A 23,428-nucleotide genomic window follows, 5' to 3' on the forward strand; every position below is an offset into this window, starting at 1 on the left:
ATAGGCGAGGGGGCGACGGGGCGTGTTCACTAGACTAGGGGCTGTTCAAAAAACGAGTGCGCATGATGCCCGACGAAACCAGACCCGACCCATCGTCCCGCCATGTATTTGTGTACGGCACCTTGCGTCGAACGGGTCGCAACGACATCACGCGCCTGCAACCCGCGCCACGGTTTATCGGCTCTGGCCGTGTGCCAGGTGTGCTGTACCACCTGGGTGCCTACCCGGGCATGGTGCTTGGTGGCGGTGAAAGCCCGGGTGCCAGCGGCGCAAGTGAAAGTGACCCTGGCAACGAAGTACAAGGCGAGGTGTTTGCCATAGAGCCCGCCCTCGAATTGGTTCTGGATGAGATTGAGGGCCTGGGCGCCAACCCGACCGACGAATACACCAAACGGGAAATTACCGTGCGGGTGCAAGGGCAGACCTTGTGCTGTCTGGTGTACGAAATCAACCCCCGGTGCGTGGTGGCTGCCCCCGCCATTGCCCATGGGGACTGGCTCATGGCCGTTGGGCATGGCCGAGCAGGTGATTTTTCGTAATACGAAAGTTGATTTTCTTAATGCAAAATTCAACGGATGCTGCGTTGCCACATTTTTTCTCAATATGAGAAATTGCGTTTTGCATTGAGAAATTAATGGGTTAAACCATTGTTTTTAAACAAGAAAATTTATATCTTATATAAGACATAAGAGCTTGCACGGGTCTTATAGAAGACTTAAAGTTGTCTCCAAGGGCGGCCTACAGCAGCCCGGCGTTTTCAACCAACCTTCTGGAGTGATCTCATGCCCCAATCCCTCAATGAACAACTGAGCCGCGAACAACAAATTGCTGCCCTCGAAAAAGACTGGGCCCAGAACCCCCGCTGGAAGGGTGTCAAGCGCGGTTACTCCGCAGCGGACGTGGTGCGCCTGCGCGGCTCGCTGCCCATTGAGCACACGCTGGCCAAGCGCGGCGCTGAAAAGCTGTGGGACAAAATCAACGGCGAAGCCAAGAAGGGTTACGTGAACGCCTTCGGTGCGATCTCTGCCGGCCAAGCGATGCAGCAAGCCAAGGCGGGCCTCGAAGCTGTTTACCTGTCGGGCTGGCAAGTCGCGGCCGATGGCAACACGTCCGAAACCATGTACCCCGACCAGTCGCTGTATGCATACGATTCGGTGCCCACCATGGTGCGCCGTATCAACAACACCTTCAAGCGTGCCGACGAAATCCAGTGGGGCCGTGGCATCAACCCTGGCGACAAAGAGTTCATCGACTACTTTTTGCCCATCGTGGCCGACGCTGAAGCTGGCTTCGGCGGTGTGCTGAACGCGTTTGAGCTGATGAAGAACATGATCGCATCCGGCGCTGCTGGCGTGCACTTTGAAGACCAGCTGGCCGCTGTCAAGAAGTGCGGCCACATGGGTGGCAAAGTGCTGGTGCCCACGCAAGAGGCTTGCGAAAAACTGATTTCAGCCCGATTTGCTGCCGACGTGATGGGAGTGTCCACCATCGTGCTGGCCCGCACTGATGCGGAAGCGGCCAACCTGATCACGTCCAACCACGATGCCAACGATCAGCGTTTCCTGACTGGCGAACGCACCCCCGAAGGTTTTTACCGCGTGAAGAACGGCCTGGAGCAGTCCATCAGCCGTGGCGTGGCCTACGCCCCCTACGCCGATCTGGTGTGGTGCGAAACCGGCGTGCCAGACCTCGGTTTTGCCCGGGAGTTCGCCCAGGCTGTGCACGCAGCGTGCCCCGGCAAGCTGCTGAGCTACAACTGCTCGCCATCGTTCAACTGGAAGAAGAACCTCAACGACTCGCAAATCGCTTCGTTCCAGGAAGACCTGTCGGCTTTGGGCTACAAGTTCCAGTTCATCACGCTGGCCGGCATCCACATCAACTGGTTCAACACCTTCAAGTTCGCCCACGCTTACGCCAACGGCGAAGGCATGAAGCATTACGTGAACATGGTGCAAGAGCCTGAATTCGCTGCGCGCGAACAGGGCTATACCTTCGTGTCGCACCAGCAGGAAGTGGGCGCAGGCTACTTCGACGACGTGACCACGGTGATCCAGGGCGGCGCGTCCAGCGTGAAGGCACTGACGGGCTCGACCGAAGAAGAGCAGTTCCACTGAACTTCATGCGGGTTTGCGCTGGCAACCTGCGGCGCAAACCACATCCTCCAAAAACCCAAAGCAGCCGCTTTGGGTTTTTTGTTTGTATCAAGGTTAAAATACGGCGATATTCACTGAACAAGAGCGAGAAAGGCAATCTGGTTATGACACCGCGAACGACATCGGAGATGTTTACCGGCCGCTAAGGCTGGCTGTTCGCGCCTGCACGAGATTGCATACATCCCTCTCAAAGCGCGGACCTGTTCCGCGCTTTTTTTGTTTCTGGGCCTGGCGCGTGCCCGTACCCGTTGCACTGATTGAAAAGAAAGAGTTATCCCATGATTCACATCACGCTTCCTGATGGTTCTCAGCGCGAGTTTCCGGGCCCGGTTACGGTGGCCGAAGTGGCTGCATCGATTGGTGCGGGTCTGGCCAAGGCGGCCCTGGCTGGCAAGATCAATGGCAAGGTGGTCGATACAAGCCACCAGATCACGGCAGACAGCCCCTTGTCCATCATCACGGCCAAAGACGCGGATGGCCTGGAGGTGATTCGTCACTCCACAGCCCACTTGCTGGCCTATGCCGTCAAGGAGCTGTTCCCTGAAGCGCAGGTGACCATCGGCCCGGTGATTGAAAACGGGTTTTATTACGACTTTGCCTACAAACGCCCCTTCACGCCCGAAGATCTGGCCGCCATCGAAAAGCGCATGGCTGCGTTGGCCGCGAAGGATGAGCCTGTGGTGCGTCGCGTGCTGCCGCGTGATGAGGCGGTGGCGTATTTCAAGGGCCTGGGCGAACACTACAAGGCCGAGATCATTGCAAGCATCCCCAGCAATGAAGATGTGAGCCTATACCGCGAAGGCAATTTCGAAGACCTCTGCCGTGGTCCGCACGTCCCCAGCACGGGCAAGCTCAAATTCTTCAAACTCATGAAGGTGGCGGGTGCCTATTGGCGTGGCGATCACCGCAACGAAATGCTGCAACGCGTGTATGGAACAGCGTGGGCCACCAAGGACGAGCTGCAGCAATACCTCACGATGCTGGAAGAGGCGGAGAAACGCGACCACCGCAAGTTGGGCCGCGAGCTGGACCTGTTCCACATCGACGAGCACTCGCCAGGCACGGTGTTCTGGCACCCCAAGGGCTGGACGGTGTGGCAAGAGGTGGAACAGTACATGCGCCGCGTGTACCGCGACAACGGATATCAGGAGGTCAAGGCGCCTCAGATTCTGGACCAGGGCCTGTGGGAAAAAACCGGCCACTGGGACAAGTACCGCGAGAACATGTTCGTGACGGAATCGGAAAAGCGCGACTATGCGCTCAAGCCGATGAACTGCCCGGGCCACATCATCATCTTCAAGCAGGGCATCAAGAGCTACCGCGATCTGCCGCTGCGTTTTGGCGAGTTCGGCCAATGCCATCGCAACGAACCGTCCGGTGGCCTGCACGGCATCATGCGCGTGCGCGCATTCACGCAGGACGATGGTCACATCTTCTGCACGGAAGACCAGATCCAGGCCGAAGTGGTGGCGTTCACCACACTTTTACAGAAGGTCTACAAGGATTTCGGGTTCACCGACATCATCTACAAGCTGTCCACACGCCCTGAAAAGCGCATTGGCAGCGAGGAGAGCTGGGACCGTGCGGAAAACGCCTTGGCCGAGGGGTTGCGGGCATCTGGCTGCGAATTTGAATACCTCCCAGGGGAGGGTGCGTTTTACGGCCCCAAGATTGAGTACACGCTCAAGGATGCGCTGGGTCGTCCGTGGCAGTGCGGCACGATCCAGGTGGACCCCAACATGCCAGAGCGCCTGGACGCAGAATTCGTGGGCGAGGACGGTGCCCGCCATCGCCCCATCATGCTGCACCGTGCCATTGTCGGCAGCCTTGAGCGTTTCATCGGAATTCTGATCGAGCAGCACGCAGGCGCTCTGCCTACGTGGCTGGCTCCGGTGCAGGTTTCCGTACTCAACATCACCGATGCGCAGTCCGATTACTGTCGTGAAATCGCTGCAAAACTGCAAAAAGCGCTGCCCAATCAAGGCCTTAGGGTGGCCCTGGATCTGCGCAACGAGAAGATTACGTATAAAATACGCGAGCATTCGATGCAAAAGCTGCCCTACATTCTTGTCGCTGGCGACAAGGAAAAGGCGGCAGGTGCCGTTGCAGTGCGAGCCCGGGGTAATCGTGACCTCGGTGTGATGTCGGTTGATGCGTTCATTGAACTGATCGCTAACGACATCGCCACCAAAGCCTGATTTTGAACACAAAACTGCTTTGCGGCTCGTGGACTGTGCGGAAGTAGCTACTTATTTTGTAGCATTTTGATTCAAGGAAGATAGCCATCGCTACTGAATTTCGTGATCGTCGCCACCGGGAAGAGCGCAAGCACCGCCTGAACCGTGAAATCATGGCCCCGGAAGTTCGTCTGTCCGGGCCTGAGAATGAGCCTTTGGGCGTTGTCAGCCTCATGGAGGCCTTGCGCATGGCCGGAGAGCTGGATGTGGATCTGGTAGAGATTGCCGCCACGGCCATTCCTCCGGTTTGCCGCCTCATGGACTACGGCAAGTTCAAGTACCAGGAGCAAAAGCGTGCGGCGGAAGCCAAAGCCAAGCAAACGGTCATTGAGATCAAAGAAGTCAAGTTCCGTCCGGGTACGGACGATGGCGACTACAACATCAAGATGCGCAACATCCGCCGGTTTTTGGCGGAGGGCGACAAGTGCAAAATCACGCTGCGTTTCCGTGGCCGTGAAATTACCCACCAGGAGTTGGGTCTTGCGCTGCTCAACCGCATTCGCGACGAGTTGGCGGATTCCATCTTGATCGAGCAGTTTCCCAAGCTGGAAGGCCGCCAGATGATCATGATGATCGCCCCTGGCAAGAAGAAGCCTGCTGCGGCAAAGCCCGCGGCGGCAGAGGCTGCTCCCGGTACTTCGGCTTGAACGCAGAAGGTTTGGAGTTCGGTTTTTTTTGAGAATTTGAGCGCTGTGCCTGCAAGGGCGCGGTGCTCAAAGGTGGTGCGAAAGCGCTGCCAAATCGGAAGGCCCACAAGCCTTTCGAAAAAAGTGGCTCGGGGCCAACAAGTTTGCAGATCGGTTTGCAAACGCCTCACGAGCACAATGAAAAAGGAGCATTCACATGCCCAAAATGAAGACCAAGAGCAGCGCGAAAAAACGTTTCCGCGTTCGTCCCGGTGGCACCGTCAAGCGCGGTCAAGCCTTCAAACGTCACATCTTGACCAAGAAGACCACCAAGAACAAGCGCCACCTGCGTGGTGCAGTTGCTGTGCATGAGACCAATATGGGCTCTATCGCACAAATGCTGCCCGGTGCTGGCCTTTAATAACGACGAACAAGGAGTACATACATGCCTCGCGTCAAACGTGGTGTAACGGCCCGTGCCCGTCACAAGAAAGTTCTCGCCCTCGCTAAGGGTTTCCGTGGTCGCCGCGGTAATGTCTACCGTATCGCCAAACAGGCGGTAATGAAGGCTGGGCAATATGCCTACCGTGACCGCCGCACCAAGAAGCGCGTGTTCCGCCAGTTGTGGATCGCCCGTATCAATGCCGCTGCCCGTGAACTGGGCCTGACCTACAGCCAGTTCGCCAACGGCCTGAAGAAGGCATCCATCGAGATCGACCGCAAGATGCTGGCCGATATCGCAGTGCACGACAAGGCTGCCTTTGGCAGCATCGTGGAGCAAGTCAAGGCCAAGCTGGCTGCTTGAGTTCACGATGAGTAGCTATCTTCTTGATAGCTGCTTGCGCAATAACAGCAAGGGCTAGGGCTTGAAAAGGCGCTAGCCCTTGTTCATTTTCAAGAGTTGATATGAACGAGTTGGATTCTCTGGTCGAAAGCGCACGGCAATTGTTTGCCCAAAGCGCCACCCCCGCTGATCTGGAAAATGCCAAAGCGCAATTTTTGGGCAAGTCGGGCCGCGTGACCGAGCTCATGAAGGGCATGGCGCAGCTTTCCGCCGAGGAAAAGAAGTCCCGTGGTGCGGCCATCAACGTGACCAAGCAGGCCATCGAGGCTGCGCTCACCGCGCGCCGCCAAGCCCTTGCCGATGCCGAACTGCAAGTTCAGCTCAAGGCCGAGGCGCTGGATGTCACGCTGCCAGGCCGCCGACGCGGGCAAGGCGGTCTGCACCCCGTGTCGCTCACGCTGGAGCGCATTGAGGGCATCTTCGGCTCTATGGGCTTCGATGTAGCGCAGGGGCCTGAGATCGAGACCGACTGGTTCAACTTCACCGCATTGAACACGCCCGAGGATCACCCCGCGCGCTCCATGCACGACACGTTTTATGTTGAGGGCGGCACTGCCACCGCCCCCAATCTGCTGCGCACGCACACCAGCCCCATGCAGATCCGCCACGCGGTGCAGCATGTCAAGAAACACCGCGCTGCGCTGGATGCGGGGCAGTCCATGCCTGAGATCCGCGTTATCGCTCCTGGCCGCACCTATCGCGTGGACAGTGACGCGACGCACTCGCCCATGTTCCACCAGTGCGAAGGCCTGTGGATCGGTGAGAACGTGAGCTTCAAGGATCTGAAAGTCATCTTCACGGACTTTTGCCGCACGTTTTTTGAAAGCGACGACCTCGTGCTGCGCTTTCGCCCCAGCTTCTTCCCCTTCACCGAGCCCAGCGCCGAGATTGACATCCAATTCCAGACGGGTCCGTTGGCCGGCCGCTGGCTGGAAGTCGCTGGTTCCGGCCAGGTGCACCCCAACGTGGTGCGCAACATGGGCCTCGACCCCGAGAAGTACATCGGCTTTGCCTTCGGCATGGGGCCCGACCGCCTGACCATGCTGCGCTATGGCGTCAATGACCTGCGCCTGTTTTTCGACGGCGACATCCGTTTTCTGTCGCAGTTTCAGTAACGCAAAAAAGTGAGCTGTTAGCGCTTGTGTTCATTAGGTTTCCATGGATTTTTATATTGAAACCGAGTATTGAAAAGCGCACCCAGCTATCTTTTTAAGAGCTAACGCCAAAGAATCTCACTATGCAATTTCCCGAGTCCTGGTTGCGCGAATTCTGCAATCCACCGCTGACCACCCAAGAATTGGCCGATACGTTGACCATGGCGGGTTTGGAAGTCGAAGAGCTGCGCCCCGTGGCGCCCCCGTTCACCAAGATTGTGGTGGGTGAAATCAAGGAAGCCGTACAGCATCCCGATGCGGACCGCCTGCGTGTGTGCCAGGTGGACGTGGGGCAGGGTGCGTTGCTCAACATCGTTTGCGGGGCGCCCAATGCGCGCGTTGGCATCAAGGTGCCATGCGCCTTGGTGGGGGCCGAGTTGCCTCCGGGCGATGACGGCAAGCCTTTCCTCATCAAAGTGGGCAAGCTGCGCGGCGTGGAGAGCCAGGGCATGTTGTGTTCGGCGCGGGAGCTCAAGCTCTCGGAAGACCACGGTGGCCTGCTCGAGCTTGATGGCGCTGCCCGCGTGGGCCAGGACATCCGCGAACACCTGAATCTGGATGACACGCTGTTCACCCTCAAGCTCACGCCCAATCTGGCGCATTGCCTGAGCGTGTATGGCATTGCCCGTGAAGTGTCTGCGCTGACCGGTGTGCCACTGCAGCCGCAGTCGTTCCCTGCCGTGAACGCGACGCTCGCCGACAAGCTGCCTGTGAAGGTGAGTGCCACCGACCTGTGTGGCCGTTTCTCTGGCCGCATTGTGCGCAACGTGAATACGCGTGCGGCGACCCCGCAGTGGATGCTGGACCGCTTGGCCCGTTGTGGCCAGCGGGGCGTGTCGCCGCTGGTGGACATCTCCAACTATGTGATGTTTGAGTTGGGACGCCCCTCGCATATTTTTGACCTCGACAAGATCCACGGCGGCCTCGACGTGCGCTGGGGCAAACCTGGTGAGCAACTCAAGCTGCTCAATGGCAACACCATCACGCTGGATGAAAAGGTCGGCGTGATTGCCGATGCCCAGCAAGTGGAGTCGCTGGCCGGGATCATGGGCGGTGATGCCACGGCGGTGTCCGACGACACCCAAAACATCTATATTGAGGCGGCCTTCTGGTGGCCCAAGGCGGTGGCAGGGCGTTCGCGTCGTTTCAACTTTTCCACCGATGCGGGGCACCGGTTTGAACGGGGTGTCGACCCCAGCCTGACGGTTGAACACATTGAACGCATCACCCAGCTCGTCATCGATATCTGTGGCACGCCTGGTACGGCCTGCGGCCCCATGGACGATCAATCGGTGAATCTGCCCGTGCCGCAGCCGGTCACGCTGCGTGTTGCGCGCGCAGTCAAGGTCATCGGCATGCCATTGACGCAGGCGCAATGCGCAGACGTGCTGCAGCGCCTTGGGTTGCCACTGGAGCAGGCCGATGGTTTGCTCACGGTTACGCCGCCAGCCTACCGGTTTGACCTCACGATCGAGGAAGACCTGATCGAAGAAATTGCCCGCATGGTCGGCTACAACAACCTGCCCACCACGCCGCCACTGGCGCCCATCACGCCCAAGCTGGCGGCCGAGGCCACGCGCAGCCCGTTTGCCGTGCGCCGTTCGCTCGCAGGTCTGGGATATCAAGAGACGATCAACTTCAGCTTTGTGGAAGAACGCTGGGAACAGGAGCTGGCAGCCAATGCGCAGCCCATCAAGCTGCTCAATCCCATTGCAAGCCAGATGAGCGTCATGCGCTCTACGCTATTGGGTTCGTTGCTACAAGTTTTGAAGTTCAATCTGGATCGCAAGACAGAGCGCGTGCGCGTGTTCGAGCTGGGCCGTGTCTTTCTGCGTGATGCGAGCGTGCGCAACACCGATACAACGGTTGATGGATTTCACCAGCCCATGCGTGTATCAGGTCTGGCTTATGGGCCCAACGATGCATTGCAATGGGGGCGCAAGGAGCAAGTCGTTGACTTCTTTGACGTCAAGGGTGATGTCGAGGCTTTGCTCGCGCCGCTGCAGGCGCGCTTTGAGCCCGCCAGCCACCCCGCCATGCATCCGGGCCGCTGCGCCAGCGTGTGGGTGAATGAGCGCGCTATTGGCTTTGTGGGCGAACTGCATCCCCAATGGCGCCAATCCTGGGATCTGCCGCAGGCGCCAGTGCTGTTCGAATTGGAGCTTGATGCTGTGCTGCAACGTGCAGTGCCCCAGTTCAAATCTGTCACCAAGCATCAATCGGTTGAGCGGGATCTGGCCGTGGTGGTGGCCGAGCGTGTGACGCACGGAGACATCATGGCTGCAGTGGAGCAGGCGTTGCCTGGGGGTGTGTTGCGTTCAGCCGTTTTGTTTGACGTGTACCGGCCCAAACCACTGCGTGCCGGAGAAGAAGCTCCCGCAGGCGGATTGGCACAGGGCGAAAAGAGCCTGGCGGTGCGCCTGACGCTGGGACGCGACGAGGCGACTTTGACGGAGGCTGAAATCGACGGTGCAGTGCAGGCCGTCGTGGCTCGATTGACCCAGCACGTCGGTGCAAGGTTGCGTGGTTGAAGATGTTCAAGGAGAGTGATGCCGTGATCGAGTTTGCAGTGGAAACCCTGGAAACACCTGCGCTGACCAAGGCGCAGCTGGCGGACTTGTTGTTTGATCAGATTGGACTGAACAAGCGCGAGTCCAAAGACATGATCGACGCATTTTTTGATTTGGTTGCGCAGAGCCTGGTCGAAGGCAAGGATGTGAAATTGTCGGGTTTCGGGAATTTCCAGATCCGCACCAAAGCACCACGCCCTGGACGCAATCCTCGCACAGGCGAAGCCATTCCGATCAAGGCGCGCCGCGTCGTGACCTTCCACGCAAGCAGCAAACTCAAGGAGCAAATTCAGACAGCTGTTGCAGCGTGATTTCTTACCGATTTCGTTCTTCATGCGAAGCCTTTGGCTGGCGGGATCGGTGAGTCTGCAGTACGCTCGACGGTTTTCCGGCTTGAACCCGCATCACATGGGCACCACGCTTCCTTCTATCCCAGCCAAGCGGTACTTCACGATTGGTGAGGTGGCGGAGCTATGCGGGGTCAAACCCCACGTATTGCGTTATTGGGAGCAGGAGTTCACTCAACTGCGCCCCATGAAGCGGCGGGGCAACCGGCGCTACTACCAGCACCATGAGGTGCTCATGATTCGCCGCATCCGCGACTTGCTCTACGATCAGGGCTTCACCATCAGCGGAGCCCGCAATCGCCTGCAAGAGCTTGCGCACCCCGCACGCGATGATTCAGTGGCTGGTGGCCATGGAGATGCTGGTTCGGATGCCCTCTCGGATTCGATGAATGGCGCGCATGGGTTTTCCTTTGATGCGTCAGCCGCTACGCTGGATTCGAACGCGGTTCGCAAAGAATTGTTTGAAATTCGTGAGCTGCTTTCTTTGGGGTGATTTTTCAGCATATAATCTAATTCTTGTCGGCGTGTAGCGCAGCCTGGTAGCGCACTTGCATGGGGTGCAAGGGGTCGCGAGTTCGAATCCCGCCACGCCGACCATTGATAGCAAAAGCCCAGAATCGAAAGATTCTGGGCTTTTTTGCTTGATGAATTGCTTTCGGGTCTGCGGCCACTGGGGCCTTTGTCGCGTGGCGGTGGCGATGCCTATACCCAGTTCTTCACGCGGCTGTGAAATGTCGCAAATCGCGCTGCAATGAGCCTTGAACTAGCGAAAAACTCTCATGATTGACGGACTGATTGCTGGACGAATTTACGGTGAACCCGAGCGGCGCACTGACAAGGGTGGAAAGAGCTTCACGCTCGCGAAAGTGCGGGCGAGCACGGCCGAGGGTGAGGTCTTGTTCGTCAATGTCATAGCCTTCGAAGCGCGAGTGTGCGAGTCACTTGATGCACTTCGCGATGGTGATTCCGTCGCTCTGTCAGGGAGTCTGACCCCCCGCGTTTGGACAGACAAACAAGGCATAGTGCGCCCTGCGCTTGATATGGTGGCGCACCGACTGCTTGCAGTTCCGGCGTCGCTGGACTACTGAGGCCCATGCCGGTTGTCGTTATCGGCCCATTTACGAAAATGCGGTCGCTGGTGCGGCGTCTACGCCAATTGGAAATGTGCTTGATGAGGCGACAGTGTTAGTGCCAACCCAAAACTGACCAGCTGGGGGTGCGGACAAAAACTTGGACTACCAGGAGGTAGTTCATGTATTCCTACGAAGATCGAATCCGAGCGGTCGAGCTCTACATCAAACTGGGCAAGCGCACCGGTGCCACTATCCGCCAGTTGGGATATCCGACGAAGAACTCGTTGATGAGCTGGCATGAGGAGTACGAGCGGCGCCTGGACCTGCCGTCCGGCTACGCGCGCTCAAAGCCGAAGTATTCTCAAATTCAGAAGAAGAAGGCTGTCGAACACTACGCCGAGCACGGGCGCTGCATCGTCGCCACGGTCAAGGCGCTGGGCTATCCGTGCCGCGATTTGCTGCGTGCCTGGATTGATGAACTGGACCCTGACTCCCGCCAGCGCGTTGTCGGCAGAGCCGTCAGTGCGCCTCGGCTGCCGCAACTGAAGAAGCAGACAGTCCTCGAGCTGTGCACTCGTGAGGGAAGTGCGCAGGCGGTTGCTCAGAAGCTTGGCGTGAGCAGGCCGACGTTGTACAACTAGAAGAACCAGCTTCTGGGACGTGAGGCACCCGCATCCATGAAACACACCAATCAGTCCCCGCGGGCTCAAGAGCGCGATGAGCTCGAGCGCGAGGTTGAGGCGTTGCGCCGCGAAGTCAGGCAACTGCGCCTTGAGCAGGACCTCTTGAACAAGGCCAATGAACTGCTAAAAAAAGGCCTGGGCGTCGATCTGCAGCTCCTGTCCAACCGGGAGAAGACACTGCTGATTGACGCCCTCAAGGAGCACTATGGTCTGCCAAAGCTCCTTGGACAGTTGGGTCTTGCACGCAGCTCGTACTTCTACCATCGGGTCCGAGCGGCCGCCGGCGACAAGTACCTTGAAGTAAGGCAGTCCATCACCGATATCTTCGAGTCGAACCATCGCTGCTACGGCTACCGCAGGCTGCAGGCCTCGCTGACTAGGCAAGACGTCACAATCTCCGAGAAGGTGGTGCAGCGCCTGATGAAGCAAGAGAGCCTAGTCGTGGCTAAGCCCAAGCGGCGCAGGTATGCGTCCTACCTTGGCGAGATCAGCCCCGCGCCTGAGAACATCATCGACCGAGACTTCCAGGCCGCGGCACCGAACAAGAAGTGGCTCACGGACATCACGGAGTTCCAGATCCCTGCAGGTAAGGTCTACCTGTCGCCGATCATCGACTGCTTCGATGGGATGGTGGTGAGCTGGACCATTGGCACGAGCCCGGATGCTGAGCTGGTCAATACCATGCTGGATGCAGCCATCGAGACGGTGACAGACACCGCTGACCGGCCTGTGGTTCACTTCGACCGCGGGGGGCACTACCGCTGGCCAGGCTGGATATCGAGGATGCGCGATGCCAACTTCACCCGCTCGATGTCTCGCAAGGCATGCTCCCCTGACAACGCAGCCTGCGAGGGGTTCTTCGGTCGGCTGAAGAACGAACTGTTCTATCCTCGGGACTGGAAGAGCGTCACCCTTGCGCAGTTCATTGAGGCAGTCGACGACTACATCCGCTGGTACAACGAGAAGCGGATCAAGATCTCCCTTGGCTCACTCAGTCCCATCGAATACCGAGAGAGCCTTGGACTCACGGCATAAAACCAGTCCAAGTTTTTATCCGCACCCCCGTTCGTCGAGGGCGTGGCGGAGCTAAACGGGAATTCTGGGTGGTGAGCGTTGCGCAAGGTGGCTTGGTGACCATCAGAGGGATTGCCGAGGGAGCAAGCGGACCCGGCAAGGTGGTGAAAGTGCCGGGCGCAATCATCGGAGGGGTCTACATCGTCGCACCGGCGTCAGCCCGCTGATACCCGCATTTTTGGGGGTGTTTCATGGGAAATTTGGGGGTCTTTCACCGGAAAAACGGGGGGCTTTGCTCTCGCTCGCATGCGCAGAGAGTGCCCGGCGTAGAGATTTCCTAGACATTCCCAACTGGCTCCGACCAAAATCGCTCTCATACTTTTGGAGAGACAAATGTGGATGGCGGTTCTGCACGTGGTCGGCGCTCTTGGTCTAACTACGGCCTTTGGTGTGCTCACAATCGCAATCAGCGCGTGGGAGCAAGAGCGTGTCCGCAAACGCCGCCTTCAAGACGCCGCAATCGCGCTTGGCGTTCCAGTCGCCGCCATCGAGAACGAGCCGAGCCTTTTACCTAGCGTCATGCAGTATGCGTCGCGTCGTAGTAGCGATGAACTACTAAGGAACAGGATTTCAGACATGTGCGGGCTCATTCGCACGGGTTGGGGATGGCTGGGAGGCCTTCTTCAGGTGGGGGTGATGGCTGGTGTCGGTTGGTACATGTACACCTATGGCGCGGAAAGCGCCGCCTCAATGTGGGCTGTGCTGTTTGTTGCCGTCTTCTTTTGGCTCGCTAGTGTCGTGTTCTCACTCGCATGCGTGCTGTTGACTGGTCGTTACCCCGGCGAAGCGAAGTTGGCCCGCAAAGCAATAGCCGCGTCTATCGAGCAAGGGGCAGGGGCGTTTTTCACGCCCAAAGAAGGATAGTGATTCGCGTCACTTGCCTACAGATTGCCTACAAGCAACACCAAAATAAAAACCCCGCTATCTTTTGGATAGCGGGGTTTTCTTTACTGACTTGGTGCCGGAGAGATGAATCGAACACCCGACCTTCTCATTACGAATGAGCTGCTCTACCGACTGAGCTACACCGGCTTAGCCTCGAATTATAGCGTGGAATGGTAGCTAGTCACGCGCTCGACCTCATTTTTTGAGCCGAGGATCACGCTGACGCGCTCATGGAGCTGGGTGGGCTGGATGTCGAGGATGCGTTGCTTGCCGTTGGTGGCAGCCCCGCCGGCTTGTTCGACCAGCCAGCTCATGGGGTTGGCTTCGTACATCAGCCGCAGTTTGCCGGGCTTGTGGGGTTCGCGTTTGTCCCAGGGGTACATGAAGACGCCGCCACGGGTCAGGATGCGGTGCACGTCGGCCACCATGCTCGCGATCCAGCGCATGTTGAAGTCTTTGCCGCGCGGGCCTTCCTTGCCTTGCAGGCATTCGTCGATGTAGCGCTTCACGGGCTCGTCCCAGTGGCGCATGTTGCTCATGTTGATGGCGAATTCCTTGGTGTCTTCGGGAATGCGCACGTTCTCTTCGGTCAACACGAAGGAGCCCTGTTCGCGGTCGAGCGTGAACATGGCCACGCCGTCGCCCACGGTGAGCACTAGGGTGGTCTGTGGGCCGTAGATGCAGTAGCCTGCGGCCACCTGCTGGGTACCGGGTTGCAGGAAGTCGCCTTCCTCCACGCCGCGGTCGCCATCGGGCTTTTTCAGCACGCTGAAGATGGTGCCGATGCTTACGTTCACATCGATGTTGCTGGAGCCGTCCAGGGGATCAAACAGCAGCAGGTATTCGCCTTGCGGGTAGCGGTTGGGCACCAGGTAGATGCCGTCCATTTCTTCAGACGCCATGGCCGCCAGGTGGCCGCCCCATTCGTTGGCTTCGATCAGCACCTCGTTGGCGATGATGTCGAGTTTTTTCTGGATCTCGCCCTGCACGTTTTCGCTGGTGGCCGTGCCCAGCACGCCGCCCAGCGCCCCTTTGTTCACGGCGTGGCTGATGCTTTTGCAGGCGCGGGCCACCACTTCGAGGAGCAGGCGCAGTTGTGAGGGGATAAGGCCGTCCACCCGTTGCTGTTCAACGAGGTAGCGGGTCAGGCTGATGCTTTTTGCCATGTCTGTCTTCTCTTTGTGGTGGTTTATTCAGCGAGCGCGCGGGTGACCACCTCGCGAACGTCGTTGGACAGGGTGGGCCTTGCGGCAACGCGGGCGATGGCTTCGCGTGCCGAGGTGCGCCACGGTTCTGCCAGTTTCTTCCACCGGTCCAGGGCCCTGGCCAAGCGCGCAGCCACCTGCGGGTTGATGGCGTCCAGCTCGATCACGCGGTCGCTCCAGAACACGTAGCCTGCGGCATCCGACCGGTGGAAGGCACCGGGGTTGGCGCTGCAGTAACTGAAGATCACGCTGCGTGCGCGGTTGGGGTTCTTCAGGCTGAAGTCCGGGTGCGCCATGAGCTGGCGCACTGCGGGCAGCACGTTGCCGCCACGGTCGGGCGCACCGGCCTGCAGCGCAAACCATTTGTCGATGACCAGGGGCTCGTCCTTGAACAGCGCATGGAAGCGCGCCAGGGCCGGGGCCGCCAGTTCGCTGCCGCTGGCCACCAGGGCTGTGAGCGCGTTGAAACGGTCCGTCATGTTGCTGGCCACCTTGAACCGCTGGTAGGCCTTGCCGGGCCAGACCACGTCGCCTGTTTTCTGTGCGGCGATGCACAGCATGTGCAGCGCCAGGCCACTGAGTGCACGGCGGCCCGAGGACACAGGATCGGGGCTGTAGCCACCGGTGTCCTGGTTCTGCTCCCATGCCGCTTCCCAGTCGGCCTGCAGCGACAGGGCCAGTTGCTCGCGCATGGCTTCGCGCACGGCGTGAATGCGCTGTGGGTCCACCACGTCCAACTGCTCGGCGATGTAGGTTTCGGACGGCAGCGTGAGCACCAGCTCCTTGAAGGCTGCATCGAGCGCGGGGTTGCGCAGCACGCCGCGCATGGCGTCCACAAACTCTGCAGCGAGAATTTTATGATCAAATTGGCCGCTAGCGCTTGTCCCCATTGCGCTATCAGCTATTGCATTAATAGCAGACCGAAGCGCAAGGCGTTGCCCTGCTTCCCAGCGGTTGAAGGCGTCGGCGTCGTGTGCCAGCAGCGTGAGCAACTGTGCATCGGTGTAGTCGATGTCCAGCACCACGGGGGCGCTGAAGCCGCGCAGCAGCGACGGCACAGGCTCGGCATCCAGGTTGGTGAAGGTCAGGGTCTGCGATGCCTCGGTGAGCACCACCACGCGCGAGGTGGTGTGGGCTGCGCCTTCTGCAGCGCCTTCGCCCGCCAGGTGCAAGGGCAGGGCGCCGCCGGTGGTGGCATCGATCAGGCCCAGCTCCACCGGGATGACAAAGGGCTGCTTCTCGCTCTGGCCGGGTGTGAGGGCGCAGCTTTGCGACAGTGTGAGCGCATAGCAGCGCGTGGCAGCGTCGTAGCGGCCGGTGGCGCGCACGCGGGGCGTGCCGGCCTGGCTGTACCAGCGCTTGAACTGGGGCAGGTGCTGCGCCAGCGGGCTGGTGGGGTTGGCATCGGCGATGGCCTGCACAAAATCATCGCAGGTCACGGCCTGGCCGTCGTGGCGCTCAAAGTACAGCTTCATGCCCTTGGCAAAGCCTTCGCGACCCACCAGGTTGTGCTGCATACGCACCACCTCGGCACCCTTTTCATAGATGGTGACGGTGTAGAAGTTGTTGATCTCGACGTAGCTGTCGGGCCGCACCGGGTGGGCCATGGGGCCCGCGTCTTCGGGGAACTGCGCGGTGCGCAGCACACGCACGTCTTCGATGCGCTTGACGGCGCGGGCCGATGGGCTGCCCGCCAGGTCCATGCTGAATTCCTGGTCGCGGAAGACGGTGAGGCCTTCCTTCAGGCTCAGCTGGAACCAGTCGCGGCAGGTGACGCGGTTGCCCGTCCAGTTGTGGAAGTATTCGTGGCCGACCACACTTTCGATGTTGGCAAAGTCGGTGTCGGTGGCGGTGGCTTCGCTGGCCAGAACGTACTTCGTGTTGAAGATGTTCAGGCCCTTGTTCTCCATGGCGCCCATGTTGAAGTCGCTGGTGGCGACGATCATGAAGCGCTCCAGGTCCAGCGGCAGGCCGAAGCGGGCTTCATCCCAGGCCACGCTGTACATCAGCGAGTTCATGGCGTGTTCGGTCTTGCCCAGATCGCCCGGGCGCACGTAGACCTGCAGCAGGTGGTCGGTGCCTGAACGGCTCTTGATCTTCTGCTCGCGGGCCACCAGCTTGCCTGCGACCAATGCGAAGAGGTAGCAGGGTTTCTTGTGCGGGTCCACCCACTTGGCAAAGTGACGGCCGTCTTCCAGGTCGCCGCTGTCCACCAGGTTGCCGTTGGACAGCAGCACCGGGTACTGGGCCTTGTCGGCGCGCAGCGTCACGGTGTAGCTGGCCATCACATCGGGGCGGTCCAGGAAGTAGGTGATGCGGCGAAAGCCCTCGGCTTCGCACTGTGTGAAGAAGGTGCCCTGGCTCACATACAAGCCCATGAGCTGTGTGTTCTTGGCGGGGCAGCAGGTGGTGAAGATTTCGAGCGCAAAGGGCTCGGCGCCCTCCGGCAGGTTCTCCAGCACCAGGCGCGCGCCTTCCATCTTGAACGAGGTGCCCTGGCCGTTGACCAGCACGCGTGCCAGGTTCAGGTCATCGCCATCGAGCTTGAGCGGCTGCGCAGCCACATCGGGGTTGCGGCGCAGCGTCATGCGGTTGAGCACGCGGGTCTTGTTGGGGTCCAGGTCGAAGGTCAGCTCGACGCTGTCGATCCAGTAGGCGGGGGCGGCGTAGTCCTCGCGGCGGATGGCGGCGGCCGGGCCGGCGCTGTCTCCACTTCCGTCTGCGTTATGCAGTTGCAACATGGATGCTCTCCAGAAAGTCGGTGTTCATGAGTTCGGTGTAGTCGCGCACGCTAGCCAGCACATGCGGCCCGGCCAATTGCTCAGGCGTGTGCGTGCTGCAGATGGCCACGGCGCGCATGCCTGCGCGCCGTGCGGCCTCGATGCCAAAAGGCGCGTCTTCAAAAACGATGCAGTGCTCGGGCGCTGCGGCAATGCGGCGTGCCGCTTCGAGAAAGATGGCGGGTTGGGGCTTGCCGGGCAGGCCCTCGTCGCCCCGCACGATGGCTTGTGGCGCAGGCTCCAGGCCCAGATGGCCCAGGGCGAATTCCACGTTGCCGATGTCGCCCGCCGTGCCCACCGCCACCTTAAGGCCGCGCGCGCGCACCTGCGCCGCAAACTGGCGAAAGCCCGCCACTTCGGCAAAGCGGGGGGCAAACAGCTCACGGTAGATGGTTTCTTTCTCGTGCGTGAGGGCGTCCGCCTCGTCCTGCGACACGGCGCGGCCCAGCAGTTCGACGATGCACTCGGTGCCGTTGCGGCCCGTGGTGCGGGCCATGAGATCGGGCACGTCGATGTCCATGCCCCGGCGGCGCGCGAACTCGACCCATGCCTGGGCGTGCCAGGGCATGGAGTCGATCATGGTGCCGTCCATGTCGAAGATGATGGCGTCGGTGCGCATCATCATCCTTTAGACACCTTGCTTCAAAGAGGCTTCGATGAAGGCGTCCAGATCGCCGTCCAGCACCTTTTGTGTGGCCGAAATTTCGACGTTGGTGCGCAGGTCCTTGATGCGGCTGTTGTCCAGTACATAGCTGCGGATCTGGTGGCCCCATCCCACATCGGTCTTGGTGTCTTCGAGCTTTTGCGCCTCTTCCTGGCGCTTGCGCATCTCAAAGTCATACAGTTTGGAGCGCAGGCGCTGCCACGCGATGTCGCGGTTGCCATGCTGGCTGCGGCCGTCCTGGCACTGCACCACGATGCCGGTGGGCATGTGCGTCAGGCGCACGGCCGAGTCGGTCTTGTTGATGTGCTGCCCGCCCGCGCCGGATGCGCGATAGGTATCGGTGCGCACATCGGCGGGGTTGATGTTGATCTCGATGGAATCGTCGATCTCGGGGTACACAAACAAACTGGCGAAGCTGGTGTGGCGCCCACCCGACGAGTCGAAGGGCGACTTGCGCACCAGGCGGTGCACGCCGGTTTCGGTGCGCAGCAGGCCATAGGCGTATTCGCCCTCGACCTTGATCGTGGCGCTCTTGATGCCGGCCACATCGCCCGGGGTTTCTTCTTCGACCGTGGTCTTGAAGCCCTTGCGTTCCGCGTACTTGAGGTACTGGCGCAGCAGCATGCTCGCCCAGTCGCAGGCTTCGGTGCCACCGGCACCCGCCTGAATGTCCACAAAGCAGTTGAGCGGGTCGGCTTCCATGCGGAACATGCGGCGGAATTCAAGTTGCTCGATCTCGGGCCTGAGCTTGGCGGTTTCGGCCTCGATGGTCATCAGGCCCGCTTCGTCGCTTTCTTCCTTGCTCATGTCATAGAGCTCGGTGTTGTCAGCCAGTTCGCGCGTGAGTTTTTCCAGCGTGAGCACCACGCCGTCCAGCGATTTCTTTTCTTTGCCGAGTTCTTGGGCCTTCTTCGGATCGTTCCAGACCGAAGGGTCTTCCAGCGAGGCGTTTACCGTGCGCAGGCGTTCAAATTTGGCATCGTAGTCAAAGATACCTCCGTAACTCTTGCGTTCGCACGGTCAGGTCGGAGAGGGTGTTGCCAATGAGGTTGATACGTTCTGCGTCCATGATGTGTCCTGTGTGTTTGTGGGGAGTAATCCGACATTTTCTCATGGGACGCGCAACGTGCCGCTCGGCTTCGCCACCGGCACGAAAGGTCTTGCGGCGCGATGGGTGCGCTTGCGTTTTTATGGTGCGAATGATATTTTTTCAATAGCTATATGCGCATTAAACGTAAGCGCTATCGCCCGCTTTGGCGATCAATTTGAAGATGGAAAAACGCCCTGCGTCGCCACGCACCAGGTGATGGCCAGATAGGGATCGCGCGTGGACACTGCCTGGCCAGTGCCGGCGGGGGCGGTGTCCAGCGTGGTGTTGGCTGCGGCGCTGTCCACGTATAAGCCGGCGTTCTGCGCTTGTGCCAGCAGCGCGTTCGCTGTGGGCGTGGCGTGGGTGGCTGGGTCCGTGGTGGCGATCGGTTGATGCGTGTGCGAAGGCATTTGAGCGGTGGTAATGGAGGTGGTTTCCCGACCATCACTTTGCCCGCGCTGATAGTTGTTGCCCAGCGTGTCATTGCCCCACCCCACCGGCGTGCGCCCGCGCAGATCGGGCAGGGTGAAGGTGCGAATGCCGTCGCCGCCATAGGTCGTACCGGTCAGGGCAAACAGCGCCTGGTTGGTCTGAATTGCCAAGATGGCTCCGTTGGCTGGAAACCAGTATTTGGGGCAGTAGCCGAAAGCGAAGGCACGCAATTCGCTGAGGTAGGGGCTTTGGGCCTGTGCGCCACTGCAAACGAGGAGGGCTGTGGCGGCCAGCGCGGCCACCCGCAGGTGGCATGAAATGCCATTGAAAAGAGACCTGCTTGCGCAGGCTGCATGGGCGCGTAACGAGGTTTTCATTTTTTTATTGCTGCTGCGGAAAAAGGCCCGTGGTGGCAATGCACCACCGCATGGCGAGAAAGGGGCTGCGCACGCTGAACGGCTGCGGTGCGCTGGTGCCGGCGGCACTGGTGACCTGCAAATTCATGCTGGGCCCCCCGGAGGCATAGGCGCCGCCGTTTTGCGCCGTGCCCAGCACACGGCCCGGCGCAGGTGTGGTGTGGGTGGCAGGCTGGGTGCTGGCTTGCATGCTGTGCGTGTGGGGGGGTAGGTTTTGCGGCAACAGCGTTGCGGCCTCTGCCCCGCCTCGATTGGCCAGGGTTTGCTGTGCCAGGCCAGGGCCGTTGCCCGCGCCCACGGCCGCGCGGCCACGCAGGTCGGGCAATTGGAACGTTTCCACGCCATCGCCGCCGTAGGTTGTGTTGAGTAGAACAAACAGCAGCTCGTATTCAGTGATCCTCACCGTCTGTCCTTCGGCCGGCAGCCAGCCCACGGGGCAATAGTTGCCACCAAACAGCATCAGCTCGCCAACGTACGGATCGGGGCCGGAGGCGTGTGCAATAGGCGCGGTGCACAAGGCCGCGCAGAGCGCGGCAGACAGCGCTGCAAGCCGTGTGGCCGGGCGCTGCCAGAAGGGAGTGCGCAAGGGCATGGATTGGTTCATGGGCGTTGAGGGAAGTCGCCGGTGATGGCAATGCACCAGTTGATGACCAGGTAGGGGCTCATGGTCGGGATGGGCGCATTCTGGCCCACTGGGAGGCTTTGGGCCAGAGTGGTTGCGTTGCCGCTATTGGCGTAAATCCCGGCGTTCTGTGCCTGGGCCAGCGTGCGCCCCGGGCCTGGCGTGGTGTGGGTGGCCGTGGCGTTGGTGGCCAGACCGTGCTGGTGCATGGGCAGGTTGGCTGACGACAGCGTGGTGTTGGTGTTGCCGCCGTTTTCGCCCTGATTCAGTGCGGAGAGCCCGGGGCCTTGGCCCATGCCCACCGCCACGCGCCCGCGCAGGTCGGGCAGCGCGAAGGTGGTTGTGCCGTTGCCGCCATACGCGGTGCCAAGCAGCGAGTACAGCGTAGTGTTGGTCTGGATAGGTAGCACCTGGCCTTCGGCCGCCAGCCAGCCATTGGGGCAGGAGGAGCCTGACGACAGGCCCGCCATGGGCATGAGCGCGCCCACGAAAGGGTAGCTGTCGGCCCGCGCCGCGGCGCAAGCCGCGAGCATGGACAGACCGCATGCGCCATGGATGGCCAGGTGGCGCCAGATTGGCAAGCGGCGCGAGGGTTGGGATGGTGCGGGGTGTGCCATGGTCAGCGAGCCAGCATGAAGCAGATGCGGGCGATGGTCTCGGGGCCGTCGGCGGCGAGCCAGCCGGGTGCGAATGTCAGCGCCGTGGTCACGTCGCCGCCTGTGGTGACGGCCAGTGCCCGGCCCGTGCTGGTGCGTGCGTCCATCAGCAGGGTGTAGTTGCCAGCGCCCAGCGCCGGGTTGAAGGTGACGGAGTAGATGCCGTTGGCCAGGGCCACGGCATAGCCTGCTCCCGATACGGGTGTGGCGGCGGCGCTGAAGCAGCCGTGGCGCGTCTCGGCCAGGCCCACGACCCCTGCGCCGCCACTGGTGCCAGGGTCTCCCTTGGGGCCGGTGGCGCCTGTCGCTCCGGTAGCGCCAGCGGGCCCGGTCGGCCCCACAGGGCCGGTGGGTCCCGCTGGGCCCGTGGCGCCTGCAGACCCTGCAGGCCCCTGTGGGCCTGCGGGGCCTTGCTGGCCCGCAAGCGCCGCAGCGTCACAACGCCCCAGGGTGCCGGCCGCATCGTGGCACACGGCTGTGGTCAGTGTGGCGGGCGTCGCTGGCAGGCCGGGCAGCTGCACGGCGCCCGAGGGCTGTACGCGCAGCGCGGCCGTGCCTGCAGGGGCTTCGATCACCACGGCGCCATTGGTGGCGGGGGTGAAGGTCATGTCCTGTGCCCAGGCGGACCCCAGGGCAAGTGCGGCGGCGGCAGCGGCCAGGAGGCGGTAGGTGCGAGGGGTGCGATGCATGGTGTGAATCCGGTCGAAAAGGCAAATCAAAGGATGTGGCGGCGGGCAGGATGGCGCATGCGGCGAACGCCGTGCGCGCCCAGCAGGGCCATGAGCGTCGACAGCAGCAACACGCCCCATTCGCCCAGAGTGGGGATGGCCTGTGCGCCACCAGCGCCAGGCACAGCGGCGAGCAGCATGGGCGCGAAGGGGTCGGAGATGGAGCCCGCGCGGGTGTCGCTGTCGCCGTCGCCGCCGTCCGTCACGGTGTAGCTCACGGTGTCACCACTCACCGCCAGGCCGGGCGGGCTGAACCAGCCGGTACGCACTGGCGTGCCGTGGGGGCCATACTTCTGCATCACCAGGCCCGCCAGGCTGCCGGCGGGGTAGGTGGCGCGCACCTGCAGCACCGCGCCAGGGCAGCCACTGGCTTCAAAGCGCAGCACGCCCAGCGGAAAGCTGGCGTTGCCGGGCGCGCCAGGAGGGATGGTGCGGTCGATGGCCAACTGGGTGACGGTGCAGCCCGACGGCAGGCCGATAATGGCGCCTGATGCACCGACGCCACCGATGGCCACCTGTGCCGTTGTGCCGGTTCCGCCCGGCAGGGGCGGCACGGTCACGGGCTGCGGTGCAGGCGGCGTGAGCGGGCTCAGTGCCACCGGCCCGGCCTGGCCCACTACCGCGCAGCCTGGGCTGGCGGTGCGCGTCACGCCGCCGCTGGTGGCCGTGGCCGTGCCCAGGTTGGTCCACTGTTGGGCCAGCTCTATACGGCCGGCGCCGATCTCTAGCTGCGCACCACTGGCCAGCGCCACGTCGCGCGCGGCGAGCAGTGCGCCATCGTCGAGCCGCAGCGTGCCGCCGTTTTGCAGGCTGGCGCAGCCCATCGATACCGTGCCGCCGCCCAGGCGCGCACTGGCACCCGCGGGCAGCGCCCAGTCTGCTTGCGCTGCTCCACAGGTGAGCGCAAGCGCCGCAAGGCCCAAGAGGTGTTTCAAATGCATAGGCGGGGAGTGTAGTGACGGTTGCTCATTTTTTGATATCCATTGGTGCATTTCAGACAAGCGCTGGGCATTGATTTGGCTTGAAGCCGTGCTGCCCGCGAGGGGGCTGTATGAAGTTATGGCGAGGCTAGTGGTTGAGCCCCGTTTTTGGTATCCCTGAAATTGGGTAATTTGCGCTCGCGCGGCGCACTTTCACCAGTTTCAGGGATGGGCGAGGATGGCGCTGTGGCCTACCATGGCGCCTCTTC

General features: G+C 61.0%; 21 protein-coding genes, 2 tRNA genes and 1 pseudogene. 14 read left to right on the forward strand and 10 right to left on the reverse strand.

All coding sequences use genetic code 11. The features are described from left to right. The first annotated feature begins 65 nt into the window (after window positions 1-65). From KI609_RS10200 to KI609_RS10265, 14 genes and pseudogenes are all read left to right on the forward strand, one after another. Window positions 66-539, forward strand: a complete 474-nt coding sequence (locus KI609_RS10200; protein ID WP_226450306.1) for a gamma-glutamylcyclotransferase — start codon at window positions 66-68, stop codon at window positions 537-539. Between the two features lie 243 nt (window positions 540-782). Next, window positions 783-2,114 (forward strand): isocitrate lyase, encoded by a 1,332-nt coding sequence (gene aceA, locus KI609_RS10205; protein WP_226449683.1) that lies wholly within the window; start codon window positions 783-785, stop codon window positions 2,112-2,114. Window positions 2,115-2,431: 317 nt separating this feature from the next. Then, entirely contained in the window at window positions 2,432-4,351 is a 1,920-nt protein-coding gene (gene thrS, locus KI609_RS10210) for a threonine--tRNA ligase (RefSeq protein WP_226449685.1), read from the forward strand. Between the two features lie 80 nt (window positions 4,352-4,431). Further along, window positions 4,432-5,037 (forward strand): translation initiation factor IF-3, encoded by a 606-nt coding sequence (gene infC, locus KI609_RS10215; protein ID WP_264181387.1) that lies wholly within the window; start codon window positions 4,432-4,434, stop codon window positions 5,035-5,037. A 196-nt stretch (window positions 5,038-5,233) separates the two neighbouring features. Further along, window positions 5,234-5,437, forward strand: a complete 204-nt coding sequence (gene rpmI, locus KI609_RS10220; RefSeq protein ID WP_056645539.1) for a 50S ribosomal protein L35 — start codon at window positions 5,234-5,236, stop codon at window positions 5,435-5,437. A gap of 24 nt (window positions 5,438-5,461) precedes the next feature. After that, complete coding sequence (rplT, locus tag KI609_RS10225) at window positions 5,462-5,821, forward strand: 50S ribosomal protein L20 (RefSeq protein ID WP_226449688.1); 360 nt, start codon at window positions 5,462-5,464, stop codon at window positions 5,819-5,821. A 101-nt stretch (window positions 5,822-5,922) separates the two neighbouring features. Beyond that, on the forward strand, window positions 5,923-6,975 hold the full coding sequence (gene pheS / locus KI609_RS10230; RefSeq protein ID WP_226449690.1) for a phenylalanine--tRNA ligase subunit alpha: 1,053 nt from the start codon (window positions 5,923-5,925) through the stop codon (window positions 6,973-6,975). 122 nt (window positions 6,976-7,097) lie between these two features. Further along, window positions 7,098-9,545 (forward strand): phenylalanine--tRNA ligase subunit beta, encoded by a 2,448-nt coding sequence (pheT, locus tag KI609_RS10235; RefSeq protein WP_226449692.1) that lies wholly within the window; start codon window positions 7,098-7,100, stop codon window positions 9,543-9,545. Window positions 9,546-9,547: 2 nt separating this feature from the next. Beyond that, window positions 9,548-9,895 carry an integration host factor subunit alpha gene (locus KI609_RS10240; RefSeq protein WP_226449695.1) on the forward strand — a complete coding sequence of 116 codons (348 nt, stop codon included), beginning with the start codon at window positions 9,548-9,550 and terminating at the stop codon, window positions 9,893-9,895. 97 nt (window positions 9,896-9,992) lie between these two features. Next, window positions 9,993-10,424, forward strand: a complete 432-nt coding sequence (locus tag KI609_RS10245; protein ID WP_226450310.1) for a MerR family transcriptional regulator — start codon at window positions 9,993-9,995, stop codon at window positions 10,422-10,424. A 27-nt stretch (window positions 10,425-10,451) separates the two neighbouring features. Next, a tRNA-Pro gene (locus KI609_RS10250) sits at window positions 10,452-10,528 on the forward strand. Window positions 10,529-10,710: 182 nt separating this feature from the next. Next, window positions 10,711-11,019, forward strand: coding sequence for a single-stranded DNA-binding protein (locus KI609_RS10255; protein WP_226449697.1), 309 nt, complete (start codon window positions 10,711-10,713; stop codon window positions 11,017-11,019). 164 nt (window positions 11,020-11,183) lie between these two features. After that, window positions 11,184-12,722, forward strand: a pseudogene (locus KI609_RS10260) (IS3 family transposase). A gap of 378 nt (window positions 12,723-13,100) precedes the next feature. Continuing rightward, window positions 13,101-13,625 (forward strand): hypothetical protein, encoded by a 525-nt coding sequence (locus KI609_RS10265; protein WP_226449699.1) that lies wholly within the window; start codon window positions 13,101-13,103, stop codon window positions 13,623-13,625. A gap of 92 nt (window positions 13,626-13,717) precedes the next feature. Here the strand turns inward: KI609_RS10265 and KI609_RS10270 are convergent. The 10 genes from KI609_RS10270 to KI609_RS10315 form a co-directional block, all read right to left on the reverse strand. Beyond that, a tRNA-Thr gene (locus tag KI609_RS10270) sits at window positions 13,718-13,793 on the reverse strand. 11 nt (window positions 13,794-13,804) lie between these two features. Beyond that, window positions 13,805-14,812 (reverse strand): class 1 fructose-bisphosphatase, encoded by a 1,008-nt coding sequence (locus KI609_RS10275; RefSeq protein WP_226449701.1) that lies wholly within the window; start codon window positions 14,810-14,812, stop codon window positions 13,805-13,807. A gap of 23 nt (window positions 14,813-14,835) precedes the next feature. After that, window positions 14,836-17,592, reverse strand: a complete 2,757-nt coding sequence (gene pepN / locus KI609_RS10280; protein ID WP_226449703.1) for an aminopeptidase N — start codon at window positions 17,590-17,592, stop codon at window positions 14,836-14,838. Beyond that, entirely contained in the window at window positions 17,576-18,250 is a 675-nt protein-coding gene (locus KI609_RS10285) for an HAD family hydrolase (RefSeq protein ID WP_226450312.1), read from the reverse strand. Before KI609_RS10285 ends, pepN begins: the two co-directional genes overlap by 17 nt. 9 nt (window positions 18,251-18,259) lie before the next feature. Beyond that, a protein-coding gene (prfB, locus tag KI609_RS10290) for a peptide chain release factor 2 (RefSeq protein ID WP_226449705.1) occupies window positions 18,260-19,364 on the reverse strand; the annotation gives its coding sequence in 2 pieces (ribosomal slippage) (window positions 18,260-19,282 and window positions 19,284-19,364; 1,104 coding nt in all). Between the two features lie 191 nt (window positions 19,365-19,555). Continuing rightward, window positions 19,556-20,194 carry a phage tail protein gene (locus KI609_RS10295; protein WP_226449707.1) on the reverse strand — a complete coding sequence of 213 codons (639 nt, stop codon included), beginning with the start codon at window positions 20,192-20,194 and terminating at the stop codon, window positions 19,556-19,558. Window positions 20,195-20,198: 4 nt separating this feature from the next. Beyond that, window positions 20,199-20,837 (reverse strand): phage tail protein, encoded by a 639-nt coding sequence (locus KI609_RS10300; RefSeq protein WP_226449709.1) that lies wholly within the window; start codon window positions 20,835-20,837, stop codon window positions 20,199-20,201. Next, window positions 20,834-21,472: a phage tail protein gene (locus KI609_RS10305; protein ID WP_226449710.1), complete on the reverse strand. Its 639-nt coding sequence runs from the start codon at window positions 21,470-21,472 to the stop codon at window positions 20,834-20,836. The genes KI609_RS10300 and KI609_RS10305 overlap by 4 nt, the downstream gene beginning before the upstream one ends. A gap of 2 nt (window positions 21,473-21,474) precedes the next feature. Then, complete coding sequence (locus tag KI609_RS10310) at window positions 21,475-22,200, reverse strand: hypothetical protein (protein ID WP_226449711.1); 726 nt, start codon at window positions 22,198-22,200, stop codon at window positions 21,475-21,477. Window positions 22,201-22,226: 26 nt separating this feature from the next. Then, on the reverse strand, window positions 22,227-23,180 hold the full coding sequence (locus KI609_RS10315) for an IPTL-CTERM sorting domain-containing protein (protein WP_226449712.1): 954 nt from the start codon (window positions 23,178-23,180) through the stop codon (window positions 22,227-22,229). Between the last annotated feature and the right edge of the window lie 248 nt (window positions 23,181-23,428).

Source organism: Acidovorax radicis (assembly GCF_020510705.1).
Classification (GTDB): domain Bacteria; phylum Pseudomonadota; class Gammaproteobacteria; order Burkholderiales; family Burkholderiaceae_C; genus Acidovorax; species Acidovorax radicis_A.

Coding starts and splice junctions, on each gene's coding strand:
- KI609_RS10200 (WP_226450306.1), top strand. CDS start 66: ATGCCCGACGAAACCAGACCCGACCCATCGTCCCGCCATGTATTTGTG.
- aceA (WP_226449683.1), top strand. CDS start 783: ATGCCCCAATCCCTCAATGAACAACTGAGCCGCGAACAACAAATTGCT.
- thrS (WP_226449685.1), top strand. CDS start 2,432: ATGATTCACATCACGCTTCCTGATGGTTCTCAGCGCGAGTTTCCGGGC.
- rpmI (WP_056645539.1), top strand. CDS start 5,234: ATGCCCAAAATGAAGACCAAGAGCAGCGCGAAAAAACGTTTCCGCGTT.
- rplT (WP_226449688.1), top strand. CDS start 5,462: ATGCCTCGCGTCAAACGTGGTGTAACGGCCCGTGCCCGTCACAAGAAA.
- pheS (WP_226449690.1), top strand. CDS start 5,923: ATGAACGAGTTGGATTCTCTGGTCGAAAGCGCACGGCAATTGTTTGCC.
- pheT (WP_226449692.1), top strand. CDS start 7,098: ATGCAATTTCCCGAGTCCTGGTTGCGCGAATTCTGCAATCCACCGCTG.
- KI609_RS10240 (WP_226449695.1), top strand. CDS start 9,548: ATGTTCAAGGAGAGTGATGCCGTGATCGAGTTTGCAGTGGAAACCCTG.
- KI609_RS10245 (WP_226450310.1), top strand. CDS start 9,993: ATGGGCACCACGCTTCCTTCTATCCCAGCCAAGCGGTACTTCACGATT.
- KI609_RS10255 (WP_226449697.1), top strand. CDS start 10,711: ATGATTGACGGACTGATTGCTGGACGAATTTACGGTGAACCCGAGCGG.
- KI609_RS10265 (WP_226449699.1), top strand. CDS start 13,101: ATGGCGGTTCTGCACGTGGTCGGCGCTCTTGGTCTAACTACGGCCTTT.
- KI609_RS10275 (WP_226449701.1), bottom strand. CDS start 14,812: ATGGCAAAAAGCATCAGCCTGACCCGCTACCTCGTTGAACAGCAACGG.
- pepN (WP_226449703.1), bottom strand. CDS start 17,592: ATGTTGCAACTGCATAACGCAGACGGAAGTGGAGACAGCGCCGGCCCG.
- KI609_RS10285 (WP_226450312.1), bottom strand. CDS start 18,250: ATGCGCACCGACGCCATCATCTTCGACATGGACGGCACCATGATCGAC.
- KI609_RS10295 (WP_226449707.1), bottom strand. CDS start 20,194: ATGAAAACCTCGTTACGCGCCCATGCAGCCTGCGCAAGCAGGTCTCTT.
- KI609_RS10300 (WP_226449709.1), bottom strand. CDS start 20,837: ATGAACCAATCCATGCCCTTGCGCACTCCCTTCTGGCAGCGCCCGGCC.
- KI609_RS10305 (WP_226449710.1), bottom strand. CDS start 21,472: ATGGCACACCCCGCACCATCCCAACCCTCGCGCCGCTTGCCAATCTGG.
- KI609_RS10310 (WP_226449711.1), bottom strand. CDS start 22,200: ATGCATCGCACCCCTCGCACCTACCGCCTCCTGGCCGCTGCCGCCGCC.
- KI609_RS10315 (WP_226449712.1), bottom strand. CDS start 23,180: ATGCATTTGAAACACCTCTTGGGCCTTGCGGCGCTTGCGCTCACCTGT.